18 protein-coding genes are annotated in these 18,915 nt (G+C 76.9%); 9 read left to right on the top strand and 9 right to left on the bottom strand.

The window, feature by feature from the left end; all coding sequences use genetic code 11:
* The first annotated feature begins 104 nt into the window (after window positions 1–104).
* Window positions 105–1,490: a magnesium chelatase ATPase subunit I gene (locus tag EJA20_RS12685; protein WP_129338530.1), complete on the top strand. Its 1,386-nt coding sequence runs from the start codon at window positions 105–107 to the stop codon at window positions 1,488–1,490.
* A 9-nt stretch (window positions 1,491–1,499) separates the two neighbouring features.
* Window positions 1,500–3,548: a vWA domain-containing protein gene (locus EJA20_RS12680; protein ID WP_129338528.1), complete on the top strand. Its 2,049-nt coding sequence runs from the start codon at window positions 1,500–1,502 to the stop codon at window positions 3,546–3,548.
* A gap of 54 nt (window positions 3,549–3,602) precedes the next feature.
* Here the strand turns inward: EJA20_RS12680 and EJA20_RS12675 are convergent, their stop codons facing one another.
* The 4 genes from EJA20_RS12675 to EJA20_RS12660 are packed head-to-tail and all read right to left on the bottom strand — an operon-like array spanning window position 3,603 to window position 6,070.
* Window positions 3,603–4,403 carry an SCO1664 family protein gene (locus EJA20_RS12675; protein ID WP_420836432.1) on the bottom strand — a complete coding sequence of 267 codons (801 nt, stop codon included), beginning with the start codon at window positions 4,401–4,403 and terminating at the stop codon, window positions 3,603–3,605.
* Window positions 4,400–4,945, bottom strand: a complete 546-nt coding sequence (locus tag EJA20_RS12670; RefSeq protein ID WP_129338525.1) for a DUF3090 domain-containing protein — start codon at window positions 4,943–4,945, stop codon at window positions 4,400–4,402. The genes EJA20_RS12675 and EJA20_RS12670 overlap by 4 nt, the downstream gene beginning before the upstream one ends.
* A gap of 9 nt (window positions 4,946–4,954) precedes the next feature.
* Window positions 4,955–5,701 (bottom strand): MSMEG_4193 family putative phosphomutase, encoded by a 747-nt coding sequence (locus tag EJA20_RS12665; RefSeq protein ID WP_129338523.1) that lies wholly within the window; start codon window positions 5,699–5,701, stop codon window positions 4,955–4,957.
* Window positions 5,702–5,710: 9 nt separating this feature from the next.
* Window positions 5,711–6,070, bottom strand: coding sequence for an Rdx family protein (locus tag EJA20_RS12660; protein ID WP_129338521.1), 360 nt, complete (start codon window positions 6,068–6,070; stop codon window positions 5,711–5,713).
* A 198-nt stretch (window positions 6,071–6,268) separates the two neighbouring features.
* Between EJA20_RS12660 and EJA20_RS12655 the strand changes: the two genes are divergently transcribed.
* Window positions 6,269–7,255: an aldo/keto reductase gene (locus EJA20_RS12655; RefSeq protein ID WP_129338519.1), complete on the top strand. Its 987-nt coding sequence runs from the start codon at window positions 6,269–6,271 to the stop codon at window positions 7,253–7,255.
* Between the two features lie 12 nt (window positions 7,256–7,267).
* On the opposite strand, the gene EJA20_RS12650 is transcribed toward EJA20_RS12655, so the two are convergent.
* On the bottom strand, window positions 7,268–8,878 hold the full coding sequence (locus tag EJA20_RS12650; protein ID WP_129338517.1) for an esterase/lipase family protein: 1,611 nt from the start codon (window positions 8,876–8,878) through the stop codon (window positions 7,268–7,270).
* Between the two features lie 118 nt (window positions 8,879–8,996).
* The gene (locus tag EJA20_RS12645; RefSeq protein ID WP_240675467.1) at window positions 8,997–9,641 is read right to left on the bottom strand and encodes an LON peptidase substrate-binding domain-containing protein; all 645 of its coding nucleotides are present in this window, start codon (window positions 9,639–9,641) and stop codon (window positions 8,997–8,999) included.
* An 83-nt stretch (window positions 9,642–9,724) separates the two neighbouring features.
* Here EJA20_RS12645 and ligD point away from each other — a divergent pair, with 83 nt between their 5' ends.
* The 3 genes from ligD to EJA20_RS12630 all read left to right on the top strand — a co-directional run bounded on the left by ligD (window position 9,725) and on the right by EJA20_RS12630 (window position 13,507).
* Window positions 9,725–10,696, top strand: coding sequence for a non-homologous end-joining DNA ligase (ligD, locus tag EJA20_RS12640; protein ID WP_129338515.1), 972 nt, complete (start codon window positions 9,725–9,727; stop codon window positions 10,694–10,696).
* A 145-nt stretch (window positions 10,697–10,841) separates the two neighbouring features.
* Window positions 10,842–12,872: a choice-of-anchor I family protein gene (locus tag EJA20_RS12635; RefSeq protein ID WP_205687486.1), complete on the top strand. Its 2,031-nt coding sequence runs from the start codon at window positions 10,842–10,844 to the stop codon at window positions 12,870–12,872.
* Window positions 12,873–12,988: 116 nt separating this feature from the next.
* The gene (locus tag EJA20_RS12630) at window positions 12,989–13,507 is read left to right on the top strand and encodes an ATP-binding protein (protein ID WP_129338513.1); all 519 of its coding nucleotides are present in this window, start codon (window positions 12,989–12,991) and stop codon (window positions 13,505–13,507) included.
* Between the two features lie 25 nt (window positions 13,508–13,532).
* On the opposite strand, the gene EJA20_RS12625 is transcribed toward EJA20_RS12630, so the two are convergent.
* Together EJA20_RS12625 and EJA20_RS12620 are read right to left on the bottom strand one after the other, a co-directional pair.
* A complete protein-coding gene (locus tag EJA20_RS12625; RefSeq protein ID WP_129338511.1) occupies window positions 13,533–14,054 on the bottom strand; it encodes a hypothetical protein in 522 nt (173 codons plus the stop codon).
* A gap of 52 nt (window positions 14,055–14,106) precedes the next feature.
* Window positions 14,107–14,727 (bottom strand): CGNR zinc finger domain-containing protein, encoded by a 621-nt coding sequence (locus EJA20_RS12620; protein WP_129338509.1) that lies wholly within the window; start codon window positions 14,725–14,727, stop codon window positions 14,107–14,109.
* A 109-nt stretch (window positions 14,728–14,836) separates the two neighbouring features.
* Between EJA20_RS12620 and EJA20_RS12615 the strand changes: the two genes are divergently transcribed.
* The 3 genes from EJA20_RS12615 to EJA20_RS12605 all read left to right on the top strand — a co-directional run bounded on the left by EJA20_RS12615 (window position 14,837) and on the right by EJA20_RS12605 (window position 18,548).
* Window positions 14,837–15,850, top strand: coding sequence for an EamA family transporter (locus tag EJA20_RS12615; RefSeq protein WP_240675466.1), 1,014 nt, complete (start codon window positions 14,837–14,839; stop codon window positions 15,848–15,850).
* Window positions 15,851–16,050: 200 nt separating this feature from the next.
* Complete coding sequence (locus EJA20_RS12610; RefSeq protein WP_129338504.1) at window positions 16,051–18,123, top strand: tachylectin-related carbohydrate-binding protein; 2,073 nt, start codon at window positions 16,051–16,053, stop codon at window positions 18,121–18,123.
* Between the two features lie 146 nt (window positions 18,124–18,269).
* On the top strand, window positions 18,270–18,548 hold the full coding sequence (locus EJA20_RS12605; protein WP_129338503.1) for a hypothetical protein: 279 nt from the start codon (window positions 18,270–18,272) through the stop codon (window positions 18,546–18,548).
* A gap of 24 nt (window positions 18,549–18,572) precedes the next feature.
* Here the strand turns inward: EJA20_RS12605 and EJA20_RS12600 are convergent.
* A partial coding sequence (locus tag EJA20_RS12600) for a sortase domain-containing protein (RefSeq protein WP_164983968.1) occupies window positions 18,573–18,915 on the bottom strand: 343 nt, incomplete at its 5' end.

Genomic DNA, 18,915 nt, shown 5'->3' with positions numbered 1-18,915 from the left:
TGCGCCCCCGCCCCGGGTCCGGCACCCCGGGACGCTGAGAGCGGGGTCCGGCCGGCCGCCGCCCGGGCCCGCGGGCGGGGGCGGCCGGGGTTACGCTCGCGCCGATGACACCTCCTGACGCCGCCACCGTCGGCGAGCTGCGGGCCCTCGGGCACGTGGCGAAGACGGTCCGGGACGAGATCCGCGACAACCTGCTGGCCGCGCTGCGCGAGGGACGGGACCCCTGGCCGGGGATCCACGGCTTCGACGGCACGGTCGTCCCCCAGCTGGAGCGTGCGCTCCTCGCCGGGCACGACGTGGTCCTGCTCGGCGAACGGGGGCAGGGCAAGACCCGCCTGCTGCGCTCCCTGGTGGGTCTGCTCGACGAGTGGACGCCCGTCATCGCGGGGTCGGAGCTCGGGGAGCACCCCTTCGAGCCCATCACGCCCGCCAGCCGCCGCCGGGCGGCCGAGCTGGGCGACGACCTGCCGGTCGCCTGGCGGCACCGCGACGAGCGCTACGCCGAGAAGCTGGCGACCCCCGACACGAGCGTCGCCGACCTCATCGGGGACGTCGACCCCATGAAGGTGGCGGAGGGCCGCACCCTCGGTGACCCCGAGACGATCCACTTCGGCCTCGTCCCGCGCAGCCACCGCGGGATCGTCGCGATCAACGAGCTGCCCGACCTCGCCGAGCGCATCCAGGTCGCGATGCTCAACGTCATGGAGGAGCGCGACGTCCAGGTCCGCGGCTACGTGCTGCGCCTGCCGCTCGACGTGCTCGTGGTCGCCAGCGCGAACCCCGAGGACTACACGAACCGCGGCCGGATCATCACGCCGCTGAAGGACCGCTTCGGCGCCGAGATCCGCACGCACTACCCCGTGCGGCTCGAGGACGAGGTGGCCGTCATCCGGCAGGAGGCGACGCTCGTCGCCGACGTGCCGGACCACCTCGTCGAGATCCTCGCCCGGTTCACGCGGGCGCTGCGCGCCTCGAGCGCGATCGACCAGCGCAGCGGCGTGAGCGCACGCTTCGCCATCGCGGCGGCGGAGACCGTCGCGGCCGCCGCGCTGCACCGGGCGACGCGGCAGGGCGAGCCGCAGGCGGTGGCGCGGCCGGTCGACCTCGAGACGGCCGTCGACGTGCTCGGCGGCAAGCTCGAGTTCGAGTCCGGCGAGGAGGGGCGCGAGGACGAGGTCGTCGAGCACCTCCTGCGCATGGCGACCGCCGAGACGGTCCGGGCGCACCTGCGCGGGGTCGACCTCGCGCCGCTCGTCGAGGCCATCGGCGCCGGGCGCATGGTGACCACCGGGGAGCAGGTCGCGGCGCGGGACGTGCTGGTGGGGCTGCCCCCGCTGGACGGGTCCGGGCTGTACGACGAGGTCTGCGCACGGCTGGGCGCCACGGACGACGGCCAGCGGGCGGGCGCGATCGAGCTCGCCCTCGAGGGCCTCTACCTGTCGCGCCGGGTCGGCAAGGAGACCGGCGACGGCGAGACGATCTACGGCTAGGGGACCGCTGTGGCCCGCTCGAACCGCCGGCTGACGCGCCGGTCCCGCTACGCCCCGTACACGGACGGGCCCGACCCGCTCGCGCCGCCGGTCGACGTGTCCGAGGCGCTCGACGCCATCGGCGAGCAGGTCATGGCCGGCACGTCGCCCGAGCGCGCCCTGCGTGAGCTGCTGCGGCGGGGCACGGGTGACCGCGCCGGTCTCGACGAGCTCGGCCGCCGGGTCGCGGAGCGTCGGCGCGAGCTGACCCGCGAGCACCGCCTCGACGGCACGCTGCAGGAGGTGCAGCGGCTGCTCGAGCGCGCGGTGCTCGCCGAGCGCGGGCAGCTCGCGCGGGACGTCGACCTCGACGAGGGCGACCGGGCGCTGGCGCAGATGCAGCTCGACGCGCTGCCGCCCTCGCCCGCCGCCGCCGTCCGCGAGCTCGCCGGGTACCCGTGGCGGAGCGCCGACGCCCGGCGGGACTACGAGGCGATCCAGGACCTCCTCGGCCGCGAGCTCGTCGACCAGCGCTTCGCCGGGATGAAGCAGGCCCTGGAGGGCGCGACCGACGAGGACCGCGCCGACCTGGCGCGGATGCTCGACGACCTCGACGACCTGCTCGCCGCGCACGCCCGCGGAGAGAGCACCGACGCGCGGTTCGAGCGGTTCATGGCCGAGCACGGGGAGTACTTCCCGGAGCGGCCCGGTTCGGTGGAGGAGCTCCTCGACGGGCTCGCGCAGCGGGCCGCGGCGGCCCAGCGGATGCGCAACTCGATGACGGCCGAGCAGCGCAGGGAGCTCGACGCGCTCGCGCAGGGGGCGTTCGGCTCGCCGGAGCTCCTGGACCGGCTCTCGCGGCTCGACGAGCGCCTGCGGGGGCTGCGCCCGGGGGAGGACTGGGGTGGCTCCGAGCGGATGCAGGGGGAGCAGGGGCTCGGCCTCGGCGACGGGACGGGGGTGTTCCAGGACCTGGCCGACCTCGACGCGCTGGCCGAGCAGCTCGCGCAGCACTACGAGGGCTCCCGCCTGGACGACCTCGACCTCGAGGCGCTGGCCCGCCAGCTCGGGCAGGAGGCGGTCGTCGACGCGCGCACCCTGCAGCGCCTCGAGGGCGCCCTGCGCGACTCCGGCACGCTGCGGCGGACCGCGGACGGCTCGCTCGCGCTCACGCCGAAGGCCATGCGGCGCCTCGGGCGGCATGTGCTCCGGGCGGCGGCCGACACCCTCTCGCACCGCACGGGCGGCCACGACGTGCGGCGCGCGGGCGCGGCGGGGGAGCGCTCCGGGTCGACGCGCGCGTGGGCCTTCGGCGACACGGAGCCGTGGGACGTCACCCGCACGCTGACGAACGCGCTCACCCGGCGCGCCGCCTCCGGGACGGCCCCCGGGGGGCGGGTGCCGATCGACATCGCCGACGTGGAGGTGCAGGAGACGGAGGCCCGGAGCCGCGCCTGCGTCGCGCTGCTCGTCGACACGTCCTTCTCCATGGCGATGGAGGGCCGGTGGGTGCCCATGAAGCGCACCGCCCTCGCGCTGCACACCCTCGTGAGCACCCGGTTCCGCGGGGACGCCCTCCAGCTCGTCGGGTTCGGGCGGTCCGCGGCGGTGATGGAGATCGACGCGCTCGTCGGGCTCGACGCCCAGTGGGAGAAGGGGACGAACCTGCACCACGCGCTGCTCCTGGCGAACCGGCACTTCCGCCGGCACCCGGACGCGCAGCCCGTGCTCCTCGTGGTCACCGACGGCGAGCCGACGTCCCACCTCGAGCCCGACGGCGAGGTGACGTTCTCCTACCCGCCGGACCCGCTGACGATCGCGCTGGCGGTGCGCGAGCTCGACGCCGCCGCGCGGCTCGGTGCCCGCACAACCGTCTTCCGCCTCGGCGACGACCCGGGCCTGGCGCGCTTCGTCGACGGCATCGCCCGGCGCGTGGGCGGGTCCGTCGTGGCGCCGGAGGCCGACGACCTCAGCGCCGCCGTCGTCGGGTCGTACCTGGGCGCCCGGGGGGACGGGCCGCGGGGCGGCGGCGGGTCCGAGGACGGCCTCCGCGGCCGGGGCGGCCGCTGGGCGGGCTGACGCCCGTCCCGGGGCTGGTCGGGCCGGTGGTCGGGCCGGTGGTCGGGCCGGCGCTCAGAACAGGGGCCAGGGCACCGCGGGCATGTCGCCCTCGTGCCCGGGGAACCGCCCCTCGTCGAGCAGGCGGTCGCAGCGGCCGCGCAGCGCGACGAGCTCCGGCCCGCTGAGCATCCCCGCGAGCACGGCGCCGAGCGCGTCGTCGAGCGCCGTGCGGACCCGGGCCACGCCGGCCAGCTCCTCGTCGTCGAGGGGTTCGCCCACCCAGCCCCACAGCACCGTGCGCAGCCGCGGCTCCTCGTGGAACGTGACGCCGTGGTCGACGCCTCGCCGGCGCCCGTCGGCCAGGGGCAGCACGTGGCCGCCCTTGCGGTCCGCGTTGTTGAGCACGACGTCGAGCACCGCCATGCGCCGCAGCGCGGGGGAGTCCTCGTGCACGAGCGTCACGGGCCGGTCGTCCTCGTCCGTGCCGCTCAGGACGGCGCGCCACCCCGCGCCCGGCGCACGGCGCGCGGAGACGACGTCCACGGGGTCCTGCCCCGGGTCCCACTCCTGCCAGAGCTGCACCATGCCGGGGCCGCGGGGACCGTCGCGCAGCCACGTCCGCGGCACGACGCCCCACCCCGTCGTCTCCGAGACGCGGTGCGCCGCCACCTCGCGGAGCGCGAGCGTGCCGTCGGGGAAGTCCCACAGCGGCCTCTCGCCCGAGACCGGCTTGTAGACGACGTCCACCGTGCCGATCCGGGCCCGGAACGTCGCGTTCGAGGCGGTCCGGATGCGTCCGACGACCTGCAGCGGCTCCGTGGCCAGGGCCTCCTCGTCGAGGGGCCCGTCCTGCGCGGTCCCCGCGTCGGTCACGGGCCGTCGGGCGCCGGGCAGGTGTGGCCGTCCTCGTCGAGCGGCTGCCCGCAGCGGGGGCACGGCGGCCGGCCCGAGAGCACCACCCGCCGCGTCCGGTCGACGAAGGCCCGGGCGGTGCCCACCGGCATCCGCACGACGAGCACCTCGCCCGGCTCGACCGGCTCGAGGGTGTCCTCGTCGTCGTCGTCCGTCAGCGGGAAGGCCTCCACGACGACCTGCGCCGTCGCCGGGTCCCATCCGAGCCGGATGGTCCCGGTGCGGAAGCTCTCCTCCACGGGCTGCTCGAGCGGGTCGTCGTCGACGAGCTCCGCCGGCGTCGCGTCGGGCACGACCACGCGGCTCGCGCCGTCCGCGGCCAGGGTCTCGAGGATCTCGTCGATCTTCTCCGCCAGGAGCGCGGACTGCTGCTTCTCCAGCGCGATGCTGGCGATGCGGCGCCCGGCGCGGGCCTGGAGGTAGAAGGTGCGGGACCCGGGACGCCCGACCGTGCCGACGACGACGCGGTCCGGCCAGTCGAACTCGTGGACGACGGTCGGCATGCGCCCACTCTAGGAGCGCGGGGCGCGGTCCTGCTCCCCGGGCCCGTGCGCGCCGCTCTCAGGCGCGGCGCCCCCCGGTCCCGCCCCGCCGCCGACGGGCGCGTCCCCGGCCGGTGCGGCGGCCCGCAGCCAGCCGAGCTCGCCCCCGTCGGTGTTCGACGCGACCACGTCCGGCCGGTCCGGCCCGTACCGCACGATGGACACGGAGGCCGGGCTCACGCCGATGCGCTGGAAGAGGTCGAGGTGCAGGCCGAGGGCGTCGGCGAGGACCGACTTGATGACGTCGCCGTGGCTGACCGCGGCCCAGACCGCACCCCTGCCGTGCTCGGCCTCGACCAGCGCGTCGTGCCGCCGCACGGCCGCGACCGCCCGCGCCTGCATGGCGGCCATCGACTCGCCGCCGGGGAACGTCACCGCCGACGGCTGGCTCTGCACGACGCGCCAGAGGGGCTCCTGGGCGAGCGCGGCGAGGGTGCGCCCCTGCCAGTCGCCGTAGTCGCACTCCGTCAGCGCGTGCTCCACGTGCAGGTCCGGCCGGCCGTCCTGCCGGTCGAGCAGCGCCCGGGCCGTCTGGCGGCAGCGCTCCAGCGGGCTGGTGACGACGGCGACGAGGGGCACGGACGCGAGCCGGGCCGCCGTCCGGGCCGCCTGGTCGCGGCCCACGTCGTCGAGCGCGACCCCTCCGGTGCGCCCCGCGAGCACCCCCGTGGCGTTGGCGGTGGTGCGGCCGTGGCGGACGAGCAGGACGGTGGCCATGCGGCGAGCCTAGGCAGGCCCCGGCGCCGACCTCGCAGCAGGGCCGGCGGGCGGCTCGGGGCCGGTCCCGCCCGGCGCCCCCGCGCGGGCCGCGGCGGCGTCGACGTGGCCCAGCGCCATGCCGGGAGCGACGAGGTCCCGCACGCGCCGCTTGAGCTCGGTGACCTCGGGGAAGCCGCCGTCCCGCTTGCGGTTCCACACGGCCGTGCCGTCCACGTCGACGCGGAAGACGCCGCCCTGCGCGGGGACGAGCGTCACGCCGCCGAGGACCTCCTCGAAGGTCTGGAGCAGCTCGCCGCAGTACCACTGGGCGCGCAGCATCCAGCGGCAGCGGGTGCAGTAGGTGATGGTGACGACGGGACGGCTCACGCCCCCATCGTGCCCCGGGGCCTGCGCGGGGCGGGAGGACTCCCGTCCGGCCGCGGGGCTGCGGCGGAGCGCGCGGGGGAGGAGAGTGGCGGGGCAGGGCACCGGCACGGCCGTCGCGCTCGTCCGTCGCGCTCGTCCGTCGCGCTCGTCCGTCGCCGTCGTCCGTCGCCGTCCTCGTCGTCCCCCCGGAGGTCCGCCATGCACGTGCGCACGCTCGGCCAGGGACTGCGGGTCTCCGCGGTCGGCCTCGGCGCCATGGGCATGTCCCAGAGCTACGGCCCCAACCCGGGTGACCGCGCCGCGATGATCGGCGTCCTGCGCGGTGCCGTCGAGCGGGGGGTCACCTTCGTCGACACGGCGGAGGTCTACGGGCCGTACGCGAACGAAGGGCTCGTCGGCGAGGCCCTCGAGCCGCTGCGGGACGACGTCGTGATCGCCACGAAGTTCGGCTGGCGGATCGAGGACGGCCGCGGCGTCGGCACCGACAGCCGACCGGAGCAGATCCGCCGGGTCGCCGACGCGTCGCTGGGGCGGCTGCGGACGGACCGCATCGACCTCTTCTACCAGCACCGGGTGGACCCGGAGGTGCCGATCGAGGACGTCGCCGGGGCCGTGGCCGAGCTCGTGCAGGCGGGCAAGGTCCACCACTTCGGCCTCTCCGAGGCGGGGGCCGCCACGGTCCGCCGGGCCCACGCCGTCCACCCCGTCACCGCCGTGCAGAGCGAGTACTCCCTGTGGACCCGCGACCCGGAGCCGGAGGTGCTGCCCACGCTGGCGGAGCTCGGCATCGGCTTCGTGCCCTTCAGCCCGCTGGGCAAGGGGTTCCTCACGGGCACCGTCGACCCCGCGACGGAGTTCGCGGAGGGCGACATCCGCCGGACGATCCCGCGGTTCACGGCGGAGGCGCGGGCGACGAACACCCGGATCGTCGAGCGCGTGCGGGCGCTGGCGACGGCGAAGGGCGCCACGCCCGGGCAGGTGGCGCTCGCCTGGCTGCTCGCGCAGGGGCCGTCGATCGTGCCGATCCCGGGGACCCGCCGCCTCGAGCGGGTGGAGGAGAACGTCGGGGCCACCGCGCTGCCCCTGTCGGCCGACGAGGTGGCCGAGCTAGACGCGCTCGTCGCCACGGTCGGCGTCGAGGGGGACCGGTACGACGAGGCCGGCATGTCGATGGTGGGCCGCTGACGGCGGCCGGCCTCAGGCCGGCCCGACCCCGACGCGGAGGCGCGCGGAGAAGCCCGTGCCGCCGATGGCGAACGCGCGCTGGCCGGGGTGCCCGGGGACGGGCACGGCCTCCTGGACCTCCGCTCCCGCGCCCGGACGGGCGTGCCTCTGCAGCGAGGCGCGGTCCGACCCCGGCCCGCCGGTGAGGAAGCGCTCGCCCGTGTGGACGAGCAGCTCCCACGGGTCCCCGGGGAAGACCTGCAGGTAGTACTGCTTGCGGAACACGACGTTGTCGGAGAAGCCGATGCCGTAGCTGTCGCGCTCGCCCACGTAGACGTCGAGCCGGAAGACCAGCCCCCGGGCCTCCTCGGGCGCCGCCGCCGCGTCGATCCACCCCTCCCACACGAGCCGGTCCGGCCCCGCCCAGCCCGTGGTGCGGTCCCCGAACTCGGCGAGGGGCCGGGACAGCTCCCGCTCCAGGTCCGGCAGCGCGTCGGACAGGTCGTCCCGACGGAACGGGCCGTAGCAGTTCTCCGCCTCCGCGCTCTGGTGCACGAGCTCGAAGTCGACGTAGCGCGGCTTGATGGACACCCCGAGGTAGAACTCGCTGCGGCCGAAGCGGTCGCCACCCCGGCTCACCTCGGCGTCGTCCAGCCACAGCGCGACGCGGTGCGAGCCGTGGAAGAACCGCATGGCGATCTCGTACGCCTCCCGCGACGTCACGAGCGAGTCCCGCCCGCCGTGGCACTTGTGCACGAACGTGCGTGGCGCGCCGGGCAGCTGGGCGGAGGCCTGCTTCACCAGCCCGTCGCTGCGGTTGTGGGCGAGCGTGCCCTCGTCGAGCAGGTTGCTGAGGCGGTTGGCCGCGGAGGCCACGGCGGAGCCGTACGAGCGGTGGTCGGTGCCGACCACGGTGAGGACGCGCCGCACGTCGAAGCACTCGGCCCAGCCGGTGAACCGCGTGCTCGTCGGGTCGAAGGACGACAGCTCCTTCTCGGCCTTCTCGATGGCGGGCAGCGCGCGCAGCAACCAGCCCGGGGCGCGCTGGAAGGCGATGCCGCGGTGCGGGGTGCCGAGGGTGACGACGCGGTGCACGAGGCGCCGCGCCGACCCGGCCTCCTCCGCGTGCATGCTCATGAGGCCCTCGCGCACGACGAGGCCGCCCATGCTGTGCGCGACCACGTCGACCCCGTCGAAGGGCTCGCCGTGCCGCTGCGCCGAGCGCTCGACGAGCCGCACGAGCCGCCGCAGCCCGTCGCCGTACCGCTCGAGCGCCCGCGGGCGCAGGTCGTAGTAGCGGTAGACCCAGATGGTGCCCGCGACCCCGGTGCGCAGCACCCGCGCCTCCGTGGCGGGGTCGAGCACCACGCTGCCGCGCACGGAGTCCTCGTCGAGGTGCAGCGCCGCCACGGGCGGGTCGACGTCCTCCGCGTAGAAGCCGACGACGTTCGTCGCGTCGCGGTAGGGGTACGCCTCGGACTTGAGCGCCCGCAGGACGAAGCCCTCGTAGATGTAGTTCTCGCCGCGGCGCGTGGGGTAGACGGAGCCGTCGTTGAAGCCCTGGTAGGGGCTGCCGGTCTCGTCGGACACGTCCGGCCCGCCGAAGCCGCGGACGAGCACCAGGGGGCGGACAGGTGCGGCCATGGGGGCTCCCTCACCGGCACGCCGGTGCGTCGGTGCGCCCGCGGCGGCTCGGCGACCACGCTACGCGCACGTCCCGCGACGCGGAAGGGGCGGCGGAAGGGCCGGCGCCGCACCCCCGTCAGACGGGACCGACGCCGTCGTCGTCCGTCCAGCCGGAGGCGAAGGCGTCGCCGGCCGCGAGCGACTCGGCGACGAGGCGCTCCAGGAGCTCGCCGGCGCTGGCGGACCGCAGCAGGGCGAGCCGGTCGAGCGGGCCGACGGGGGCGATGCCCGCCACCTGCCACAGGCGGACGGCGGGGTCCTCCGACAGCTCGACGTCCGCCGGCCACGGCACGTCGACGAACTCGCTGGCCCGGGCGAGCACCTCCCGCACGGTCCGCTCCGCGCCGGCGAGCCGGGCGGCGTCCGCCTCGTCGACGGCGAGCGGGGGCAGGTCGCGCACCAGGGCCCGCGGGTAGGGCTCCTCGGCGAGCCACCGCACCACCTCGAACCGCGTCGTCCCGCGCGCCACCAGGACGATGACCTCGTCGCCGACCTCCACCTGGAGCACCTGCGCCACGGTGCCGACGCCGAACCGCACGTCCCCGCCGCCGACCTCGGATCCCCGCTCGATGAGGACGGTGCCGAAGGCCCGCTCCGGCGTGGCGAGCACCGCCTGGAGCAGGGCGACGTACCGGGGCTCGAACACCTGCAGGGGCAGCGGCATCCCGGGCAGGAGCACGGAGCCGAGCGGGAAGACCGGCAGCTCGCGGGTGTCGGGCACGCACCCGATCCTGCCCTGTCCGACCTGGGCGCGCGCCGACGCGCCGCCGGGGCCGGGCGCCCGCCGGCGTGGTGAGATGCACCATGCCCGGCGCCCGCACCCCCGCCGTCGAGCTCGAGGTCGGGTCCCGCACCGTCCGGCTCTCGAACCCCGACCGCGTGTACTTCCCCGCGACCGGCGCGACGAAGCTCGACCTCGCGCGCTACTACCTGGCCGTCGGGGACGGCATCGTGAACGCCCTGCGGGAGCGGCCGACGATGCTGCACCGCTACCCCACGGGCCTGGCGGGGGAGAAGGTCCACCAGAAGCGGCTGCCGCACGGCGCGCCGCCGTGGATGGAGACCGTGGAGGTCTTCTTCCCCCGGTACCGGCGCACGGCCGACGAGCTGTGCGTCACCGAGCTGGCGCACGTCGTGTGGGCCGTGCAGATGTCGACCGTCGAGTTCCACCCGTGGAACAGCCGCCGCGCCGACACGGAGCGCCCCGACGAGTGGCGCATCGACCTGGACCCCATGCCCGACTGCCCCTTCGACCGCGTGCGCCGGGTGGCGCACGTCGCCCACGAGGTGCTGGAGGAGCTCGGAGCGGTGGGGTGGCCGAAGACCTCGGGCGGCCACGGCCTGCACGTCTACGTGCGCGTCGCGCCGGACCACGGCTTCACGGACGTGCGCCGGGCGGCCCTGGCGTTCGCCCGCGAGGTGGAGCGGCGCGCCCCCGACGACGTCACGACGACGTGGTGGCGCCGCGACCGCGACCCGTCCCTCGTCTTCGTCGACTACAACCAGAACGCCCGCGACCACACGATCGCCTCGGCGTACTCCGTGCGCGGGACGCCGACGGCGACCGTCTCGACGCCGCTGCGCTGGGACGAGGTCGACGACGTGGACCCGCGCGACTGCACGATCGCGACGGTGCCCGCGCGGTTCGCCGCGCTGGGCGACCTGCACGCCGGCATCGACGACGCCGTGTTCGACCTCGCGCCCCTGCTGGCCTGGGCCGAGCGCGACGAGCGCGACGGCGCACCGCCCGTCCCCGGACCGGACGACGAGGCCTGACGGGTCCGGGCGACGGCGCCGGCCGCCCCTCCGCGCAGCTCGCCGGCGCGGAGCGGATGTTCACCCGGTCGTCGCGTCCCGGCCACCCCGGCCTCCTAGCGTGCGGTCCGCCGCCGCCCCGGCGCGCCCCGAGACGAGGACACCGATGACCGCTGCCGGACCCGCCCGCACCCGCACCCGACGACTCCTGCTCACCGCCGTCGGCGCCGGCCTCGCCGTGGGGTGCGCCGCCTCCGCCGCCGCCTCCGTCCCGACCGCTGCCGGCGCCCCGGTCGGCGCCGCGGCGCTCGTGCCCGTCACGCTCAGCGCCGACGACGCGGCCCTGTCCCTGGCGCCCGTCGGCACCTACGCGACGGGCGTGTTCGACGCCTCGGCGGCGGAGATCGTCGCCTTCCACCCCGGCTCGCAGCGGCTCTTCGTCGTCAACGCGCAGGCGGGCCTCGTCGAGGTGCTCGACGCCTCCGACCCCGCCGCACCGGCGAAGGTGGCCGACGTCGCGACCGCGGGGACGCCGTCGGCGGACGGGTCCGTCGTGCCCGAGGGCGCCGTGGCGAACTCCGTCGCGGTGCGCGCCGACGGGCTGGGTGTCGTCGCCGTGGAGTCGCCGACGAAGACCGACCCGGGCTGGCTCGTGCTGTTCGACGCGGCCGCGGACGTCCCCGTCGCGCTCGGCGCGGTGCGGGTCGGCGCGCTGCCGGACATGGTGGCGCTCGACGCCACGGGCACCCTCGCCGTCGTCGCGAACGAGGGCGAGCCCTCGGACGACTACGCGGTGGACCCGGAGGGGTCCGTCTCGGTGGTGGCCCTGCCGCGCCGGGTGACGGCGCCGGAGCAGGACGCCGTCCGCACGGCGGACTTCCACGCCTTCGAGGCCCCGGGGGCGCTGCCCGCGGGGGTGCGGGTCTTCGGGCCTGCCGTCGACGCCGCCCGCCCGGTCTCGGCGGACCTCGAGCCCGAGTACGTGACGATCAGCGGCACGACCGCCTACGTGACGCTGCAGGAGGCGGACGCGGTCGCGGTCGTCGACCTCGTCACCGCCACGGTGCAGGAGGTGCTGCCGCTGGGCTGGAAGGACCACGGGGCGGCCGGCGCGGGGCTGGACCCCTCGGACCGCGACGACGCGGCGGACGTGCGCACCGTCCCGGGCCTGCGCGGCCTGTACCTGCCGGACGCCATCGCCTCCTACACCGCCGCCGGCAGCACCTACCTCGTCACGGCGAACGAGGGCGACGCCCGGGAGTGGGGCGACTACGTCGAGGGCGCGCGGGTGAAGGACCTGGGGGAGGACGGCCTGCCGCCGGTCTGCGCCGGGAACCCGCTGGCCCTCCGCACCGCCGACGAGGACCTCGGGCGGCTGGAGGTCTCGACCGCGAGCGGCCTGAGCGCGGACGGCTCGTGCTACGCCGAGCTGTACGCCTTCGGGGGGCGCTCCTTCTCGATCTGGGGCACGGACGGCACGCTCGTCTTCGACTCGGGCGACGCGCTCGAGCGGATCACGGCGGAGGCCATGCCGGAGGCCTTCAACACCGACCACGCCGCGACGGCGTTCGACGACCGCTCCGACACCAAGGGCCCGGAGCCCGAGGGCGTCGCGATCGGCACCGTCAGCGGGCGCACGTACGCGTTCGTCGGCCTCGAGCGCGCCGGAGGGGTGGCGGTCTTCGACGTCACCGTCCCCGCCGACGCCGCCTTCGTCACCTACGTGAACAACCGCGACCTGTCCGTGTCCGTCGAGGACGACGGCGAGGAGAGCCTGGCGCGGGCGGGCGACCTCGGCGCCGAGGGCGTCACCTTCGTGCCGTCCTACCTGTCGCCCACGGGTGCCCCCGCCCTGGCCGTCGCCAACGAGGTCTCCGGCACGACGACCCTGTTCGGCATCACGGTCGCCGAGCCCACGGCCTCCGTCGCCGAGCTGCGGACGGCCTGGAGGGCCTACCGCGCGCAGGGGGAGCTGCGCGGGCCCGTGGCGTTCCTCACGGGGCAGGACCTGGCGGCGGCGGAGCGCTTCGCGGCCCGGGGCTTCGCGGCGCAGGCCGACCGTGAGCTCGAGCGGTTCGTCGGGCGCCTCCTCGCAGCCGTCGGGAGCAGCACCGCGACCCCGGCGGCGGTCGCCGACCTGGCCGATCGCGCCACCGAGCTGCGCACCACCGGCACCCTCGTCAGGACGGCCGGCTGACGGCCCCGGGGGCGGGCGGCGGGTGCCGCCGTCCGCCCCCTCGACGGGCGCGCGGGCCCGCGCCGACCTACCGTCGACCCGCAGCGGGGACCCCCCTCGCGTCTCGGGGTGACCGCGTGACGGACGACGTACCGGCGATCGGTGACACGCGCGCCCTCGCCGACCGGGCCGTGCGGGCCGCCGAGCTCCCGCCGGCGACGCACGTCGTCGGCAGCTGGTCGCTCGAGGGTGCGGAGGGCCTGGCGCCCGTGCGGGCCCGGCTCGGAGACTGCCTGCGGCACGAGCTCGACGACGCGACGTCCCCCGCGAACGCCGCGATGCGTCACCAGCTGCTGCTCGTCGCCTCCGAGCTCGCCACGAACGGGCTGCGCCACGGCCGGCCCCCCGTGCACGTGCACCTGCTGGTCGGGCCGCGGGCGCTGCTGCTCGACGTGGTCGACCTCGACCCGACGACCCTGCCCCTCGTCGCCGGCCGCCGGGGCCCCGGCGCCGGGGGCTTCGGGCTCATGATCACCGAGAGCCTGTCGACGCGCTTCGGGTGCTACGTCACGGCGGCGACGAAGCACGTCTGGGCCAGCTTCGTCCGGCAGGCAGGGGTCGCGGGCCCGGGCACGGCCGGGGCCGCGGCGCGCTGAGCGCGACGCCCCGCCGCCGCCGGCGTCAGGACCCCAGGCCGGTGGCGTCCCACCAGACGACGAGCGCGCCCTCGAGGTCCGTCGGGGGGAGCTCGAGCTCGACGGACGCGCCGGGCGCCACGGGGCGCTCGCTCGTGACGGCCAGCCTGTCGACGCGGCGGGACGTGGGGAAGCCCTCACCGGCGACCCGGACGTCGAGCGCCACCCGCTGCTCGACGCCCGTGCCGTTCACGAGCACGACGCGGTAGGCGTACCGCCCGCCGGGCAGCGTCCGGGTCTCGCCGCCGGCGCGGGACCAGCCGTTCGAGACGACCCCCACGGCGTCCGTCGCGTCGGCGCCCAGCAGGGCCTCCGTCCGGGCCGCGCGCGCGAGGTCCTGACGCCGCTCCGCGGCGGCGGCCCGCCGCTCGCGGTCGGCCACCTCGTCCGCGAGCCCGCGCCGGCCCTGCCACTGGGCGAGCGCGAGGACGAGGGCTCCCAGCAGGGCGAGCACGAGGACGACGAGGAGGACGCGCGGCACGGCCACGGTCGCACGGGCGCGGTTCACGCCGGGATCCTCGCACCGGCGCCCGCGCCGGTCGCCCCGGGCGGGACGACCCTCACCCGTCCGCACCGGCGCCCGGCGCGACGTCCGTCGAGGTGCTCGCCGGGGCGCCGTGGGCGTCGGCCGCCCGCGACCGGCGCTCGCGGAACGCCTGCACGTGCAGCCGGTTCGCGCAGTTGTTGACGTCGCAGAAGCGCCGGGAGCGGTTGCGGGAGAGGTCGACGAGGACCGCGGAGCACCCCGGCGCCCCGCACACCCGCATCCGGTCGTACTCGCCGGAGCGGACCACGTCGACGACCGCCATCGCCGCCTCCGTGAGGATCCGCACGGGCAGGGGCGCGTCCATCGGGGTGGCGTGGAGGTGCCAGTCCCAGCCGTCGTGCCGGACGAGCCACGGGCGGGCGTCGGCCTCGAGGAGCATCGCGTTGACCAGGCCGGCGGCCTCGTCCCGCGGCACGTCCCACAGGCGCCGGACGCGGTCGCGGACGCCCCGCACCGCGGCGAGCTCGGCGGCGTCCCGGTCGTGCCGGCCGGCGAAGCCGTTGGCGGCGTAGAAGCGGTCGAGGTCGTCGACGTCGACGAGGCGGTCGACCCCGTCCCGCCTCCGGTCCCCGGCCGTGTTCACCAGCGCGGCGGCCGCCTGGAGCGCCACGCGGGTGTCAGGGGCGAAGCTCATGTTGACTCCTGTCCTGCGGGGACCGTACGGTCAGGAGCATACGGGGCGGACGCCCCTGACAGCGTGGCGGTCCTCGTCGCGCGCCGCGAGTCGGGGACGGGGGACGCACGTGGGCGCAGGCAGGCCGCGCAGCCGGGGGGTCGCGGCGGGGCTCGTCGCCGCGCTGGCGTTCGCGACGAGCGGCCCCGTCGTCAAGCCGCTGCTCGAGGCGGGCTGGAGCCCGGGCGCCGCCATCCTCGTGCGGCTCGGTCTCGGGGCGCTGCTGCTGGCCGGTCCCGCGGTGCTGGCGCTGCGCGGGCGCTGGGACGTGCTGCGCCGGGAGTGGCGGCTCGTCGTCGCGTTCGGGACGCTCGGCGTGGCGGCGGCGTCGGCGTTCTACTTCGCGGCGGTCGAGCGGCTGCCCGTGGCGGTCGCGCTGCTCGTGGAGTACACCGGCCCGCTGCTCCTGCTCGGCTGGACGTGGGCGCGGTCCCGGCGCACGCCGGCGCGGCAGACCCTCGCCGGGGCGCTCCTGGCGACCGCCGGCCTCGCCCTCGTGCTCGACCTCACCGGCGGCGCCTCCCTCGACCCCGTCGGCCTGCTGCTCGCCTCCGGGGCCGCCGTGGGCAACGCCGCGTACTTCCTCCTCACCGGCCGCCCGACGCAGCTCCCGGCCGTCACCCTCGCCGGGGCCGGCATGGTCGTCGGGGTGGCGGTGCTCGCCGTCCTCGCCGCCACCGGCCTGCTGCCGCTGCACGCCCCCCTCGTGCCCGTCACGGTGCTCGGGTCGACCGTGCCCTGGTGGCTGCCGCTGCTCGTCGTCGGGACGGTCCCCACGGCCTTCGCGTACGGCGTCAGCGCCGTGTCCGTGCGGCTCCTGGGGGACCGCACCGCCTCGTTCCTCGCGCTGTCGGAGGTCCTGCTCGCCGTCGCCCTGGCGTGGGTGCTGCTCGACGAGGTGCCCCTGCCGGTCCAGCTGGCCGGCGCGGCGCTCGTCGTCGCCGGCGTGGCGCTCGTCCGGCGCGGGGAGGCCGAGCCCGTGCCGCCGACCGTCGAGGCGCCCCTCGTCGCGCCGCCCCGCGTCCCGGCGGTGCCCGACGGCGCGGGACCGGTCCGCGCCGTGGCCGCCGACGCCGCCCGCTGACCCGCGGCCGTCCCGCCGGCCGGGGGGCGGGGCCGGGGGGGCGGGCCCGGGCGCCGACGTGGCAGGACGGGTATCACGCGGACCGTCCAGGGCTCCGGGAAACCGAGGGGCACCGGCCGCCCGGCCGCCGCCGTCTCGTCGGTGTCCCCACCCCCGGGTGGCTCCACCGGTTCCCTGCGGCGTAACCGGAGAGGCCCCTCGTGCACCACGTCCTGGACCCCCAGCGGGCCGCCCGCCTGCAGTCCCTCGTCCGCAGCGGCGTCGACGGCGTCGACGGCGCGCTGCTCGACGCCGACCGGATCGCCGACCACGTCCTGAGCCCGTCCCTCGAGGGCGCGGTCGCCGACCTCGGGCTCGAGCGCGCCGTCTTCACCGCGCCGACCCGGATCCCGCTGCCGACGACCTACCACCTGGACGTCGCGGCGTTCGAGAACGCCCTGCGGGCCGAGCTGACGGGCACGCTGACCGGCGGCGCCTACCGCCTCCGCCGCTCGGGCGAGACGGTGTTCGAGGGCACCTGGGCGCAGGCCCGGCGCCCGGAGGACCCGGCCGGCGCACCGGCGCTCGCGTGGACCCTCACGGGGCGGATGCACGTGGCGAGCGTGAGCAAGCTCGTCACGGCGATCGCCCTCGTGCGCGCCCTGGCCGACCGCGGCCTCTCGCCGGACGCGCCGATCGCGCCGTGGCTGCCGGCGTACTGGGCGCCGGGGCCGAACATCGGCCTCCTCACCTTCGCGCACCTCATGAACCACACCTCCGGGCTCGGGCGTGCCGGGGAGTCGGCGTCCGACCTCCCGCTCATGCGCGACCGCGTCGAGGGCGGCACCGCCGGTGTGGGGACGGCCCTGTACTCCAACCTCAACTTCGGCCTGTGCCGCATCCTCGTCGCGACCCTGACAGGGGACGTCGCCGTCGGCATGCACGTGGGGCTGGGGCTCGACGACGTCCTGTGGGACTCCGCCACGCTGGCGTCGTACGTCCGCTTCGTCGAGACCCGCGTCTTCGCCCCCTCCGGCGTCGCCGGCGGGGGCCTGGTCCACCAGGACGCCCACGCGCTGGGCTACCCCTGGCCGGGCGCGGTGCCCGGGTGGGCCAGCGGGGACCTGCGCTCCTGGAGCGGCGGGGTCGGGTGGCACCTGTCCGTCGACGAGGTGCTCCGCGTCCTCGGCACCCTGCGGCGCGGCGGGGCGATCCTGCCCGAGCCCGCGGTGCGCACCATGCTCGACCGCGGCTTCGGCGTCGACGGGCCCATCGCCACGCGCGGGGGCCGTATCGACCAGAAGCTCGGCTGGTGGACGAGCGGGACGCGGGTCCAGCAGTCCCTCGCGTGGTTCCTGCCCGAGGACATGGAGCTCGTGGTCCTGGCCAACTCGGGGCAGGGCGCCGCGAACGTGCACCTCGCGGGGCGGGTCAGCACGATCTACTCCGAGTGCCTGCGCCCGCAGTACCACTTCCCCACGGACCCGGTGGCCGTGCCGGCGTTCGTCTACGGCGTCGAGCCCGACGGCGACCTGCTGTGGTACCGGCACGACGGCGCCGAGACCGGCGGCGGGGCCGGCACCTGGCGCGGCCCGGCCCGGGTGGGCGTGGGCTGGGGGAGCGCGCTCCACGTGGTCCCGGGCGGCGGTGACGTGCTCTACGTCGTCGACGCCGGGGGCCTCCTCTGGTGGTACCAGCACAGGGCGTTCAACACCGGCGACGGGCTCGAGCGGGCGGACAGCTGGGCCGAGCGGCGGCTCGTGGGGCGGGGGTGGGGCGGCTTCCGGACGATCTTCTCGGGGGGTGACGGGGTCCTCTACGCGGTCGACGCGGAGGGGCGGCTGCAGTGGTACCGCCACCACGGCGTCGCGACCGGGGCGGGGCTCGACGTCCCCGGGTCCTGGTCCGGGCCCCACGAGGTCGGGACCGGGTGGGGGACCGCCCGGCACCTGTTCTCGGCCGGGGACGGCATCCTCTACGCCGTCATGCCCGACGGGGTGCTGCGCTGGTACCGGCACGTGGGGCACGCCGACGGGCGCGGGCTCGGGTCGCCGGGCGCGTGGGCCGGACCGGTCGACGTGGGCACGGGCTGGGGCGACGTCACCGCCGTGTTCAGCAAGGGCGACGGGATCATCTACGCCGTCATGCCGGACGGCACCCTGCGCTGGTTCCGGCACGAGGGGTTCCGCACGGGCGCCGTGCAGTGGCAGGGGCCGGTCCAGGTCGGGCACGGCTGGGAGTCGCTGCACCCCGTCCTCGCCCTGCTCCCGCGGCAGCCCTCGCCGGTGCGCTGAGGCCCGGTCGGGGCGGCGCGGCGGCGACCGCGGACCCGGTGGACCACGGCGCGGGCAGGCCCTCGACACGGGAGGGGGCGGAGGGGCAGGCTCGTCGTGCGCCGCCGCGCGGCGGCCGCCTCCTGCAGCAGACGAGAGGCACCACGATGACGAGCACCGATGCCCTGATGATCGTGTCCGGCACGCCCTACACCGTCACCGGCGTCGGGGGGCGCACCCCGACAGGGCCCGGGGACTTCGCGGGCGCGGTGACCGTCACCGTCCACGGCGCCACCGGCGAGCACGAGGTGGCCGGCACGGGGGTCGAGCAGCCGGACGGGACGGTGCGGCTCTACCAGAAGGACCACCACGGCACCGGCAAGGACGTCCGCGTCTGGACGGTCACGCCCGACCCGTCGAGTGGCGGGTTCGTGGCCGCCGGCTGACGCCGCCGCCGGTGCGGCCCCGGGTCAGGGGGCGAGGGTCGCCCGCACGACGAGGTTGTCGACGTAGTGGCCCGTCGTCCGGTCGAAGTCCCCGTCGCAGGTGATGAGGCGCAGCTGCGGCGTGGGCGTCGTCCGGTACACCTCGGACGTGGGGAACTCCGCCTTCGGCGCACGGAGCGCGTCGTCGACGAGGAACGTCCGCGTCGACCCGTCGGACAGCGTCACGACGACCGGGTCGCCCGGCGCGAGCCGCTCGAGGCCGACGAAGACGGCCGGCCCGTCGGAGGAGTCGACGTGCCCGGCGACGACCGCGGGCCCGACGTCGCCCGGGACGACGCCCTCGCGGTACCAGCCGGCCCGCTGCCAG

Source organism: Cellulomonas endophytica, assembly GCF_004123805.1.
GTDB lineage: Bacteria > Actinomycetota > Actinomycetes > Actinomycetales > Cellulomonadaceae > Cellulomonas > Cellulomonas endophytica.
The sequence above is the reverse complement of the archived record's forward strand: the minus strand, read 5'-3'. Positions and strand labels throughout refer to the sequence as shown.

Excerpts from the sequence above, each read along its gene's own strand:
- ligD (WP_129338515.1), top strand. The coding sequence starts at position 9,725 with ATGCCCGGCGCCCGCACCCCCGCCGTCGAGCTCGAGGTCGGGTCCCGC.
- EJA20_RS12665 (WP_129338523.1), bottom strand. The coding sequence starts at position 5,701 with ATGGCCACCGTCCTGCTCGTCCGCCACGGCCGCACCACCGCCAACGCC.
- EJA20_RS12635 (WP_205687486.1), top strand. The coding sequence starts at position 10,842 with ATGACCGCTGCCGGACCCGCCCGCACCCGCACCCGACGACTCCTGCTC.
- EJA20_RS12650 (WP_129338517.1), bottom strand. The coding sequence starts at position 8,878 with ATGGCCGCACCTGTCCGCCCCCTGGTGCTCGTCCGCGGCTTCGGCGGG.
- EJA20_RS12620 (WP_129338509.1), bottom strand. The coding sequence starts at position 14,727 with ATGAGCTTCGCCCCTGACACCCGCGTGGCGCTCCAGGCGGCCGCCGCG.
- EJA20_RS12605 (WP_129338503.1), top strand. The coding sequence starts at position 18,270 with ATGACGAGCACCGATGCCCTGATGATCGTGTCCGGCACGCCCTACACC.
- EJA20_RS12685 (WP_129338530.1), top strand. The coding sequence starts at position 105 with ATGACACCTCCTGACGCCGCCACCGTCGGCGAGCTGCGGGCCCTCGGG.
- EJA20_RS12655 (WP_129338519.1), top strand. The coding sequence starts at position 6,269 with ATGCACGTGCGCACGCTCGGCCAGGGACTGCGGGTCTCCGCGGTCGGC.
- EJA20_RS12670 (WP_129338525.1), bottom strand. The coding sequence starts at position 4,945 with ATGCCGACCGTCGTCCACGAGTTCGACTGGCCGGACCGCGTCGTCGTC.